The sequence below is a fragment of the Variovorax sp. P1_H12_2 genome (assembly GCF_056405335.1).
On sequence record NZ_JBFUCI010000177.1, the window covers coordinates 1 to 11,940 of the forward strand.

9 protein-coding genes are annotated in these 11,940 nt (G+C 69.3%); 3 read left to right on the forward strand and 6 right to left on the reverse strand.

Annotated features, from left to right (window positions below):
- Nucleotides 1–49 precede the first annotated feature (49 nt).
- Nucleotides 50–2,110 (forward strand): elongation factor G, encoded by a 2,061-nt coding sequence (fusA, locus tag AC1D2K_RS18280; protein ID WP_478090251.1) that lies wholly within the window; start codon nt 50–52, stop codon nt 2,108–2,110.
- A gap of 38 nt (nt 2,111–2,148) precedes the next feature.
- On the opposite strand, the gene AC1D2K_RS18285 is transcribed toward fusA, so the two are convergent.
- Together AC1D2K_RS18285 and AC1D2K_RS18290 are read right to left on the reverse strand one after the other, a co-directional pair.
- Nucleotides 2,149–3,474, reverse strand: coding sequence for a DotU family type IV/VI secretion system protein (locus tag AC1D2K_RS18285; RefSeq protein WP_478090252.1), 1,326 nt, complete (start codon nt 3,472–3,474; stop codon nt 2,149–2,151).
- Nucleotides 3,475–3,489: 15 nt separating this feature from the next.
- Nucleotides 3,490–3,714 (reverse strand): hypothetical protein, encoded by a 225-nt coding sequence (locus tag AC1D2K_RS18290; RefSeq protein ID WP_478090253.1) that lies wholly within the window; start codon nt 3,712–3,714, stop codon nt 3,490–3,492.
- On the opposite strand from AC1D2K_RS18290, the gene AC1D2K_RS18295 reads away from it, so the two are divergent.
- On the forward strand, nt 3,713–4,396 hold the full coding sequence (locus AC1D2K_RS18295) for a LuxR C-terminal-related transcriptional regulator (protein ID WP_478090254.1): 684 nt from the start codon (nt 3,713–3,715) through the stop codon (nt 4,394–4,396). The genes AC1D2K_RS18290 and AC1D2K_RS18295 overlap by 2 nt on opposite strands.
- Before the next feature lie 11 nt (nt 4,397–4,407).
- On the opposite strand, the gene AC1D2K_RS18300 is transcribed toward AC1D2K_RS18295, so the two are convergent.
- The 3 genes from AC1D2K_RS18300 to prpC all read right to left on the reverse strand — a co-directional run bounded on the left by AC1D2K_RS18300 (nt 4,408) and on the right by prpC (nt 8,103).
- Nucleotides 4,408–5,277, reverse strand: coding sequence for an isocitrate lyase/PEP mutase family protein (locus tag AC1D2K_RS18300; protein ID WP_478090255.1), 870 nt, complete (start codon nt 5,275–5,277; stop codon nt 4,408–4,410).
- Nucleotides 5,278–5,429: 152 nt separating this feature from the next.
- On the reverse strand, nt 5,430–6,881 hold the full coding sequence (locus AC1D2K_RS18305; protein ID WP_478090256.1) for a bifunctional 2-methylcitrate dehydratase/aconitate hydratase: 1,452 nt from the start codon (nt 6,879–6,881) through the stop codon (nt 5,430–5,432).
- Nucleotides 6,882–6,942: 61 nt separating this feature from the next.
- On the reverse strand, nt 6,943–8,103 hold the full coding sequence (gene prpC, locus AC1D2K_RS18310) for a bifunctional 2-methylcitrate synthase/citrate synthase (protein ID WP_478090257.1): 1,161 nt from the start codon (nt 8,101–8,103) through the stop codon (nt 6,943–6,945).
- A gap of 111 nt (nt 8,104–8,214) precedes the next feature.
- Between prpC and AC1D2K_RS18315 the strand changes: the two genes are divergently transcribed.
- On the forward strand, nt 8,215–9,654 hold the full coding sequence (locus tag AC1D2K_RS18315) for a short-chain fatty acyl-CoA regulator family protein (protein ID WP_478090258.1): 1,440 nt from the start codon (nt 8,215–8,217) through the stop codon (nt 9,652–9,654).
- A 16-nt stretch (nt 9,655–9,670) separates the two neighbouring features.
- Here AC1D2K_RS18315 and metE read toward each other — a convergent pair.
- On the reverse strand, nt 9,671–11,940 hold a 2,270-nt coding region (gene metE / locus AC1D2K_RS18320), incomplete at its 5' end, for a 5-methyltetrahydropteroyltriglutamate--homocysteine S-methyltransferase (RefSeq protein ID WP_478090259.1).

Sequence of the window (11,940 nt, forward strand, 5' to 3'; positions counted from 1 at the left end):
GCCGATCCCGTACGCTGGGTTGCCGACCCCGGCGCCGAGGAGACCACCCATGCCAAGCCGAACGAACGGCCACACGGCCGAAATGGAAGCGGTACGAACCCTGGCGCTCGTCGGCGCCTCGGCCGCCGGCAAGACCTCGCTGGCCGAGGCCCTGCTGCACAAGGCGGGCGCCATCGGTGCGCGCGGCAGCATCGAGCGCGGCAGCACCGTCAGCGACCACGACCCCCTCGAGCGCCGCATGCAGCACTCGCTCAATGCCTYGGTGATGCACCTCACGCATGCCGGCACACGGGTGCACCTGATCGACACGCCGGGCGGTGCCGATTTCCTGGGCCAGAGCCTGCCCGCGTTGGAAGCGGTGGAGACCGCGGCGGTGGTCATCAATGCCGCCCTCGGCATCGAACCGATGGCGCTGCGCATGATGGCGTACGCCGTCGAGCGGCATCTGGCGCGGATGGTCATCGTCCACAAGATCGACGCCCAGGGCGTCGACTTGGCAGGGTTGCTGGCGCAGATCCAGTCCGTCTTCGGGCGCGAATGCCTGCCGCTGAACCTGCCCGCAGCCGGTGGCACGCAGGTGGTCGACTGCTTCTTCAACCGCGAGGGGCAGTCCGACATCGGCAGCGTCGATGCCGCGCACCGGGCGCTGGTCGAACAGGTGGTCGAGGTCGATGCGGCCTTCGTCGAACGCTATCTGTCCGAGGGCGACGTCGATGCCGCCGAGCTGCACGCGCCGCTCGAACAGGCCTTGCGCGAAGGCCACCTGATCCCGGTCTGCTTCGTCTCGGCCCGCAGCGGCGCCGGCGTGGATGCGCTGCTCGACGTCATCGTCCGGCTGCTGCCCGATCCGACCGAGGCCAATCCGCCGGATTTCCTGCTCGGCGAGGGTGCGGCGGCGAAGCCCATGCAGGCCCGTCCCGATCCCTCGCTGCATGTGCTGGCGCACGTGTTCAAGGTGACGGTCGACCCCTACGTGGGCAAGCTGGGGATCTTTCGCGTCCACCAGGGCACGGTCACGCGCGACAGCCTGCTCTACGTGGGCGATGGCCGCAAGCCCTTCAAGGTGGGCCACCTGTTCATGCTCCAGGGCAAGGATCACGTCGAGGTGCCGCGGGCGCTGCCCGGCGACATCGTGGCGGTGGCCAAGGTCGAGGAGATCCACTTCGACGCCGTGCTGCACGATGCCGCCGAGGACGACCACGTGCATCTGGCGCCGCTGGGGTTCCCGATCCCGGTGCACGGCCTGGCGGTCGAGCCCAAGCGCCACGGCGACGAGCAGCGGGCCTGGGAAATCCTCGGCAAGCTGGTCGCCGAGGATCCCTGCCTGCGCGTCGAGCATGTGGTGGCGACCAACGAGACCATCATCTACGGCCTGGGCGAGTTGCACCTGCGGGTGATGCTCGAGCGTCTGCGCGAGGTCTACCGCTTCGAGGTCGACACCCGGCCGCCGCGTATCGCCTACCGCGAGACCGTGACCGCGCCGGCCGAGGGACACCACCGGCACAAGAAGCAGACCGGCGGCGCCGGCCAGTTCGGCGAGGTCTTCCTGCGCATCGAGCCGCTGGCGCGCGGCAGCGGCTTCGAGTTCGCCGACGAGGTCAAGGGCGGGGCGATCCCGGGCCAGTTCATCCCGGCGGTCGAGAAAGGCGTGCGCGAGGTGCTCCTCTCGGGCGCGGTCGCCGGCTACCCGGTGGTCGACGTGCGGGTGGTGGTCCACGACGGCAAGCACCACAGCGTCGACAGCAAGGACATCGCCTTCGCGACCGCCGGGCGCAAGGCCTTCATGGCGGCCATCCGCGCTGCGCGGCCGATCGTGCTCGAGCCGATCGTGCAGATCGAGATCGCGGCGCCCGACCATGCGATCGGCGACGTCACCGGCGATCTCTCCGCGCGGCGCGGCCTGGTCACGGGCACCGCGAACGGGGGCGTGGGAACGATCGTGATCCGCGGCCAGGTGCCGATGGCCGAGCTGGCCAGCTACCAGTCGCGGCTCAACGCCATGACCAGCGGCCAGGGCCGCTACACCATCGCGCTGTCCCATTACGAGGCCGTGCCGCCGGCGACCCAGCAGACCCTGATGAGCCAGCACCGCGTGCGCGACGACGAATGAGCCTCGCCACCGCGTTCATCGGGAAGTGGCGCGCGGATTCAGCGCGGGACGGTTTCGAGGAACACGACCTCGGCGACCACCCGGGCGCCGAATTCGCCCGCGGCCAGCGATTCGCGCAGCCGCTGGAGGTAGGCCGAGGCCAGCTCGAACGGTGGCCGCTCGGCGGCGGCGTCGAAGGGGACGGGCGACGACAGCGCAGTCACCAGCACGGTTCCGAAAGGCGGTGCGGCCAGCCAGCTCGACGGAATGTCGCGACCGAGCTCGATGGTTTCCCCGGCGCGCAGAAGCGGTTGCACGGCCCCGGCGTTGAGGTGCATCACGGCACCGTCGGCGGTGTAGTAGTCGACCCACAGATAGCCTTCGCGGCGGGCATTCGCGACTTCGATCAGCACCCGGTCGCCCTCCCGGAGGCGGTCGTTCGGTGCGGTGGGGGTGGCGATCGCCAGGCCCGTCGCCATTTCGCGGTTGCGGGCCTGGTAGGGTTTCAGCAGCGCCAGCACCTCGCAGTGCGGCCAGATTCGCAGCTGGAGGTCGAACCGGGCCGCGCTGACGCCCGGCACGGCCCGCACCTCCCGCTGCACCCGGGCGATCTCGTCGGGTTGCGAGACGAAGCCGTGCACCTGCGTCGCGCCGTCCGCTGCCACCGTGGCGGAGAGGTCCGCGCAGGCCACGGCCTGGAGCTGCCGGTCGACCCGCTGGGCCAGGGTGGGGGGCCGTTCGCCCGGGCCCGCCAGCACGAACCAGAGCACGGAAGCCAGCGGAATCAAAAGCGCCAACGCGCCGCCGGCGCGCAGCAGGATGCGCTCGCGCCACTTCGGATCGCGCGGGCCCGGCGGGTCGGGCACGCCGCAGGGTTGGGGCGTGATGCGCTCCTGTGCCGGGTGGTCGAGGCGCGCCGGCCGCAGCGCGAGCTGCTCGCCATGCAGGGCCTTGAGCTTGCCGAGCTCGCCGCTGTCGCCGGTCTCGAAGTAATACTGGCCCTTGAACCCCAGCGCCAGCGCGTGCCAGTAGACCTCGCGCACCTCGTCGTCGCCGGGCTGCAGCGCCGACAAATGATGGAAGAACTCGGTCTGTGCGTTGTTGGAATTGAACAGCTGCATCTGCAGCGGCGCCGTGCCGGCCGCACAAAGGGGGTGCCGCGCCAGGACCTCGTCGATCCAGGCGACCATCGCGAAGCGCGCCGATTCGACCTCCGTGGCAGAMCGTCCAAGCGCCCGGGCAGCCTCGCGCGCCTCTTCGAGGAGGTCGAGCGCCCGTTGCCGCGCTGCTTCGCGTCCGGGTTCGGCCCGGTGCGCCGCGATCGATGCGTCCAGCCCGAGCCCGAACGAGATCAGCCGGGAAAAGCAGTCGATCAGCCGAGCCATGCAACGCGCTCGCGGCTAGGCGTTTTTGCCAACCGGAGCCTTGCGATCGCGCCTGCGTCGTTGGCACATGCCCATGTCCCCGGTCGTTTTTGGATGTGAAACATTCTTCCATGCGCTCCAGCCGGCGCCATATCGCTTGGGAGCTATGTCGTTCGGGGAGCGAAATCCGCCTTGATGCGCGTCTCGTTCGCCGTTATCGTCGGCCTGCTCGAATTCATCCATGACGCTGGGGAAAGCCATGAAAATCCTGATCGCCGACGACCACCGGCTCGTCATCGAGGCGGTCAAGGCCAAGTTGTCGGAGCTCGAGGCCGAGATCGACTTCGTCCTGGCCATGAGCGTCGACGAGCTGCTCGCCAGGGCCTCGGACGACATCGACCTGGCCATGATCGACCTGAACATGCCCGGTGCCGAGGGCCAGGCCCACATCGACGAAATCCGCCGCCGCCATCCCGCCGTGCCGGTGATCGTGCTGTCGGGCTACGAAGACCCCGCGGTCATGCGCAGCGCCCTCGAGCGCGGCGTGCTCGGCTTCATTCCCAAGGCCTACTCGCCCGAGGTGATGCTGTCGGCCGTGCGCCTGGTTCTGGCCGGGGGCGTCTACGTTCCGCCGATGATGCTGTCGTCCCTGCCGCCCGGTGTCGTCGCCGGCATCGCAGGCGGCGGCCCCGGGGGCGCCGCCCAGCGCGGCTCGGCGGCGGCCGCCGTGCAGACCCTCGAGCATCTGCGCAACGTGCTGACGGAGCGCCAGGTCGAGGTCCTGCAGCTGCTGTCGCAGGGCAAGCCCAACAAGCTGATCGGCCGGGCCCTGGGCATCAGCGAAGGCACGGTCAAGATCCACCTGGCCGCCATCTTCCGGGCCCTCAACGTGCGCAACCGCACCGAAGCCGTGGTCGCGGCCCAGACGCTGACAGAGGCCTGAGCCAAAGACCTTCAGGCGGTGTATCTTTTTTCCAACGCGTCCAGCGCCGGCTTGCCCACCAGGCGCTGGCGCTCCGCGAAGCTCACGACCAGCGCCGGGTCCTCGTCGATGCGGCCCTTGTCGCGCAACACCGAAAGCGCCTTCTGCATGCCCGCCACCGCGCCCTGCAGCGCCGCGTTGGCGTACAGCACCAGTCCGTAGCCCAGTCCGGCCAACTCGTCGGCGCCGAGGATCGGCGTCTTGCCGCCGATCACCATGTTCAGCAGCTGCGGCCTGGCCACGCGTTGCGGCAGCGCCCGAATTTCCGCGGCCGTGGTCACGGCCTCGACGAAAAGGAGGTCGGCGCCGGCCTCGCTGAACTTCTGCGCCCGTTCGACCGCGGCTTCGAAGCCCAGCGTCGCGCAGGCGTCGGTGCGGGCCAGGATCAGCAGATCGGGATCGGTGCGGGCATCGGCCGCGGCCTTGATCCTGGCCACCGCCTCGGCGGTGCCGATCACCTCCTTGCCCGAGAAGTGGCCGCAGCGCTTGGGCGCGACCTGGTCCTCGAACTGGATGCAGTCGGCGCCCGCGCGCTCCAGCACGCGCACCGTGTGCCGCACATTGAGCGCGTTGCCGAAGCCGGTGTCGGCGTCGACGATCAGCGGCAGGGCCACCGCATCGCGGATGCGCGCGGTGTGATCGGCGATCTCGTGCAGGCCCATGAAGCCCTGGTCCGGCAGGCCGAACCACATGTTGGTGACGCCGGCCCCGGTGACGTAGACGGCCTCGAAGCCGAGGTCTTCGACCACTCGCGCCGACAGCGCGTTGAAGGCGCCGGGCACCAGCACGCCGCGGCGTGCCTCGGCCAGGGCGCGCAGGATCTGTCGTGTGTTTAGCGCCATGTCAGCGTTCCACCACGCCATTGCGTGACCCACGACGCATGAGACTGGCGCAATCGAAGGCCAGGAACGCCGCAGAACCGGCTTTGCCGGGCTGCTGGCGTTGCCCCCTTGAGGGGGAGGCGCCGCAAGGCGCTTCGGGGGTGAGTTTCATATCAGATCACGTAGAGGTCGAGGTAGTCGTTCACCGGTATGGCGTCGAGCGCCTTCGGGTCCAGCGAGACCGCCAGGATCGCGTCCTGCTGCTTTTTCGGGAAGCTGCGCGCGAGGTTGGTGCGGAACTTGGCCTCGAGCAAGGGAATGCCCTCGGCGCGGCGGCGCCGGTGGCCGATCGGATACTCGACGGCGACCTCGGCAAGCCGGCTGCCGTCGTTGAACTCGACGGTCAGCGCGTTCGCGATGCTGCGTTTCTCCGGGTCGTGGTAGTCCCGGGTGTAACGCGCGTCCTCCACGCAATGGATCCTGGCGCGCAGGGCGTCGATGCGCGGATCGGCGGCCACGTCGGCCTCGTAGTCCGACGCCTTGAGGTTGCCGAAGATCAGCGGGACGGCCACCATGTACTGGATGCAATGGTCGCGGTCGGCCTCGTTGTGGAGCGGGCCCTGCTTGTCGATGATGCGGATGCAGGCCTCGTGCGTGCGAATGGTGATCTTCCCGATGTCCTCCACCGTCTTGCCGGCCGCCTTCAACTGCTTGTGCAGCGCGACCGCCGCCTCCACCGCCGTCTGGCTGTGGAACTCGGCCGGGAAGCTGATCTTGAACAGCACGTTCTCCGCCACGTAGCTGCCGTACGGCCGCTGGAAGCTGAAGGGCTGGCCCTTGAAGAGCACGTCGTAGAAGCCCCAGGTCTTGGCGGTCAGTGCCGAGGGGTAGCCCATCTCGCCGGTCTGCGCGATCAGCGCCAGGCGAACCGCGCGGCTGGTGGCGTCGCCCGCCGCCCAGCTCTTGCGGCTGCCGGCGTTCGGCGCGTGGCGGTAGGTGCGCAGTGACTGGCCGTCGACCCAGGCCAGCGAGACGGCGGCCAGCGTCTCGTCGCGCGAAAGGCCCAGCAGTTGCGACACCACGGCGGTCGAGGCCACCTTGACCAGCAGCACGTGGTCGAGGCCGACCTTGTTGAAGGAGTTCTCCAGCGCGATCACGCCCTGGATCTCGTGCGCCTTGACGATGGCCGTCAGCACGTCGCGCATCAGAAGGGGCTTGCGGCCCGCGGCGACTGCGCTGCGGCTCAGCCAGTCGGCCACGGCCAGGATGCCGCCCAGGTTGTCGCTCGGGTGGCCCCACTCGGCCGCCAGCCAGGTGTCGTTGAAGTCCAGCCAGCGGATCAGAAGCCCGATGTTGAAGGCGGCTTGAACCGGGTCGAGCTGGAACTGCGTGCCCGGCACCCTGGCGCCGTTCGGCACCGCCGTGCCCTTGACGATCGGGCCGAGCAGCTTGCGCGCCGCGGGATATTCCAGCGCCTCGAGGCCGCAGCCCAGGGTGTCGATCAGGATGTGGCGGGCGGTGTCGCAGGCCAGGTCGGATCGGACTTCGTAGCCGAGCGCGTAGTCGACGATGTCGACGATGACGGAGTCCCATTCGGGGCGGACGTTGCTGATGTGTGCGGACATGCGGGTGAAGAGAGAAGTGAGGAACGGAAAAGGGAGAGAGGAGGGAGAGAGGAGGGGCGCGTTACCGGCGCTCTGCCATGGGCACGTAGGCCAGATCCTCGGGGCCGGTGTAGTTCGCGCTCGGCCGGATGATCTTGTTGTCGATGCGCTGCTCGATGATGTGGGCGGCCCAGCCCGAGGTGCGGGCGATCACGAACAGCGGCGTGAACATGGCGGTCGGAACGCCCATCATGTGGTAGCTCACGGCGCTGAACCAGTCGAGGTTGGGGAACATCTTCTTGGCCTCCCACATGACGGCTTCGAGGCGCTCCGCGATGTCGAACATCTTGGTCGAGCCCGCCGCGATCGACAGCGACTTCGCGACGCCCTTGATGACCTCGTTGCGCGGATCGCTCACCGTATAGACCGGGTGGCCGAAACCGATCACCACCTCCCTGGCTTCGACGCGCCGGCGGATGTCGGCCTCGGCTTCGTCGGGCGAGTCGTAGCGCTTCTGGGTCTCGAAGGCCACCTCGTTGGCGCCGCCGTGCTTGGGGCCGCGCAGGGCGCCGATCGCGCCGGTGATGGCCGAGTACATGTCGGCGCCCGTGCCGGCCACGACACGCGCCGCGAAGGTGCTGGCGTTGAATTCGTGCTCGGCGTAGAGGTTGAGCGAGGTGTGCATGGCGCGCTCCCACTCCGGCGTGGGCCGCCGCCCGTGCAGCAGGTGAAGGAAATGCGCGCCGATGGAGTCGTCGTCGGTTTCGACCTCGATCCGCTTGCCCTGGGTGGACCAGTGATACCAGTACAGCAGCATCGATCCGAGCGAAGCCATCAGGCGGTCCGCGATGTCGCGCGCGCCGGGCAGGTTGTGGTCGTCCTTCTCGGGCAGCATGCAGCCCAGCGTCGAGACGCCGGTGCGCATCACGTCCATCGGGTGCGCGCTCGCGGGCAGTTGTTCCAGCGCTTCCCGCAGGCTCGCGGGCAGGCCGCGCAGCGCCTTGAGCCTGGCCTTGTAGGCCCGCAGTTCCGCCGCGGTCGGCAGCTTGCCGTGCACCAGCAGGTGCGCGATCTCCTCGAATTCGCAGACTTCGGCGATGTCCAGGATGTCGTAGCCGCGGTAGTGCAGGTCGTTGCCGGTGCGTCCGACGGTGCACAGCGCCGTGTTGCCGGCGGTGACGCCCGACAGCGCGACGGACTTTTTCGGCTTGAAGCCGGAGGGGGATGCGAACTCGTTGGTCATGATTCGCAATTTACGCAGTTCGATCTCCATAATGAAGGCCTGAATTGGCGAATACTTGCGAATGAAAAACCTCGAATTTGCGAATCTTGCGAACGACTGGAGTGCGGCCTGATGCGCAAGACCTTCATGGGCGTGCGCCTGCGCAAGCTCCGGGCCGAGCGCGGCTTGAGCCAGGTGGCGCTGGCCCATGCGCTGGGCCTGTCGCCCAGCTACCTCAACCAGATCGAGCAGAACCAGCGGCCGCTGACCGTCGCCGTGCTGCTCAGGATCAGCCGCGCGCTCGGCGTCGACGTGCAGCAGTTCTCCGAGGACGAAGAGGCCCGGCTGGTGGCGGACCTGCGCGATGCGCTCGCCGACAACCCGGGCGGCGAGGTGGTGTCGCTGCCCGAGTTGCGCGAGGTCGCCTCGCAGATGCCCGCCGTGGGCCGCGCGCTGCTGGCGCTGCATCGCCGTCACCAGGAGGCGATGGAACGGCTGGAGACGATGGCGGCCGAGCTGGGCGATGGGCGCGGCGATCTGGCGGGCTCGCGTCCGATGCCCTTCGAGCGGGTGCGCGACTTCTTCTTTTCCCATCGGAACTACTTCGATTCGCTCGACGTCGCCGCGGAAGGACTGGCGTCGGAGGCCCGCGGCCACGGCGGGCCGCTGGGCGAATGGCTGCTGCAGCGGCTCCTGAAGCGCCACGGCGTGCGTGTCGTTCCCGCGGAAGATGGCGCGGCGGACAGCCAGCGCCGCTACGATCCCGCCCATCGCGTGCTGCGCCTGTCCACGAGCCTGGAGGCGGGCCAGCAGGCCTTCCAGCTGGCCACCCAGCTCGCCCTGCTCGAACAGGCGGATCTGATCGAGTCGCTGGTCGACGGCGCGGACTTCGGGGACCCGCCGGCGCATGCGCTGGCGCGCATCGGCCTGGCCAACTACTTCGCCGGGGCCCTGCTGCTGCCCTACGGCATCTTCCTGAGTGCCGCCGAGACGCTGCGCTACGACATCGACCAGCTCGCGCGCCGCTTCGGCGTCGGCTTCGAGACCATCTGCCACCGGCTCAGCACGCTGCAAAGGGCCCAGGCGCCCGGCGTGCCCTTCTTCTTCATTCGCGTGGACCGGGCCGGCAACATCTCCAAGCGCCAGTCTGCGACGCACTTCCATTTCTCGAAGACCGGCGGCACCTGCCCGCTGTGGAACGTCTACGAGGCCTTCGCGCAGCCGGGGCGCATCCTGCCGCAGCTCGCGCGCATGCCGGACGGCCGCGCCTACCTCTGGATCGCGCGCACCGTGTCGCATGGGCAGCGCGGCTTCGGCTCGCCGAGCAAGACCTTCTCGATCGGCCTCGGCTGCGACATCCGCTACGCGCCGCGGCTGGTCTATTCGAAGGGCCTCGACCTGAAGGATCCCGAGGTGCCGACGCCGATCGGCATGGGCTGCAAGGTCTGCGAGCGCGTGGCCTGCCCGCAGCGGGCCTTTCCGTTCGTCGGCCGGCCGCTGGACGTGAACGAGAACGAGAGCCGGTTCACGCCGTACGCGGTGGCGGACGAGAAGGAGAAGCCGGCGGGTTGAGAGCCCCCACGCTCCCTCACTTCGTGTGGTCGCTGCCCCCCGAGGGGGCCGCAGGCCGCTTGGGGCGGCCCGGCGCCGGCCTGAGTTCGTCGCGCAGGATCCGCGCCGCCGCCACCATGTTCGCCAGCGCCGCCTCGGTTTCCGGCCAGCCGCGGGTCTTGAGCCCGCAGTCGGGATTGACCCAGAGGTTGGTGGCCGGCACCACCGCGGCCGCCTTGCGCATCAGACGCACCATCTCGTCGGTGCTCGGGATGCGCGGCGAGTGGATGTCGTAGACGCCCGGGCCGATCTCGTTCGGATACCTGAAGTCGCCGAAGCCGCRCAGCAGCTCCATGTCGGAGCGGCTGGTCTCGATGGTGATCACGTCGGCGTCCATCGCCGCGATCTCCGGCAGGATGTCGTTGAATTCCGAGTAGCACATGTGGGTGTGGATCTGGGTCCGGTCGGCCACGCCCGAGGCGCTGATGCGAAACGACCGGGTGGCGCCTGCGAGGTAGTTCTTCCAGCCCGCGCGCCGCAGCGGCAGGCCTTCGCGGATCGCCGGCTCGTCGATCTGGATGATGCCGATGCCGGCCTGCTCGAGATCCACCACCTCGTCGCGGATCGCCCAGGCGATCTGCTCGGTCGTGACGCTGCGCGGCTGGTCGTCGCGCACGAAGGACCACTGCAGGATGGTGATGGGCCCGGTGAGCATGCCCTTCATCGGCAGCTTGGTGAGGCTCTGCGCGTAGGCGGTCCACTCGACCGTCATCGGCGCCGGCCGCGCCACGTCGCCGAAGATCACCGGTGGCTTGACGCAGCGCGAGCCGTACGACTGCACCCAGCCGTTGGCGGTGAACGCAAAGCCGTCGAGCTGCTCGCCGAAGTATTCGACCATGTCGTTGCGCTCGGCCTCGCCGTGCACCAGGACATCGATCCCGAGCGCCTCCTGCTTGCGAACCACGAGCGTGATCTCGGCCTGCATCTTCTCGCGGTAGGCCGCGGCATCGAGTTCGCCGCGCTTGAAGGCGGCGCGCGCCGCACGGATCGCGCCGGTCTGCGGGAACGATCCGATGGTGGTGGTGGGCAAGGGCGGCAGCGCGAAGCGCGCGCGTTGCTCGGCCTGGCGCTGCGCGAAGCCGGACAGGCGGCGATCGTCGCTGGCCACGCTGCGCGCCAGGCGCAGCCCGACGTCGGCGCGGTGCACGCGCGGGCTGGCGCGGCGCGCGGCCACGGCCTTGCGGGCTGCGACGCGTTCGGCCTCGACGGCGCTGTCCTCGCCGTCCAGCGCCGCCCGCAGTACCCGCAATTCATCGAGCTTCTCGATCGCGAACGCCAGCCAGGACTTGATCTCGGCATCGAGCCCGGTCTCGGCCGCGAGGCTGAACGGCACGTGCAGCAGCGAGCACGAGGGCGCGATCCAGAGCTCGCCCCGATGCTTGTCGGCCACCGGCTGGAGCCGAGCGAGCGCCGCATCGGGATCAGTGCGCCAGATGTTGCGGCCGTCGACGATGCCGACCGACAGCACCTTGTGCGCGGGCAGCCAGTCGGCCACGCCGGTGAGCTCTTCCGGTGCGCGCACGGCGTCGACGTGCAGGCCGGCCACGGGAAGCTGGCAGGCCAGGCGGAGGTTCTCCGCCAGCGGCGAGAAGTAGGTGGCGAGCAGCAGCTTCGGCGCACTGCGTGCGAGCTGCCAGTAGCTGCGCTCGAAGGCGTTGCGCCAGGTGTCTGGCAGGTCGAGGCCGAGGACCGGCTCGTCGATCTGCACCCATTCCACGCCGAGCGACTTGAGACGGGCCAGCACCTGCTCGTAGACCGGCAGCAGCGCGTCCAGCAGCGTGAAGCGGTCGAAGCCGGCCTGCTTCTCCTTGCCCAGCCACAGGAAGCTCAGGGGCCCGAGCAGCACCGCCTTGACCTTGTGCCCGAGCTTCTGCGCCTGCGCGACCTCGTCGAACAGGCGCACCGACGAAAGGCCGAAACGGGTATTCGCCGAGAACTCCGGCACCAGGTAGTGGTAGTTGGTGTCGAACCACTTGGTCATTTCCAGCGCGAAGGTGGCGTGGCCGCCGTGCGCGCAGCCTTCGTGGCCGGCCTCGTCGGCGACGCCGCGCGCCATCGTGAAGTAGCGCGCCAGTTCGGGCGCATCGCCCGTGAACTCGAAGCGCGGCGGCTCGCAGCCCAGCAGCTGGATGTGGTTGGCGACGTGGTCGTAGAAGGCGAAGTCGCCCACCGTCACGAAGTCGAGGCCGGCATCGCGCTGGGCCTGCCAGTGGCGCGCGCGCAGTTCGGCGCCGAGGGCTTCGAGGG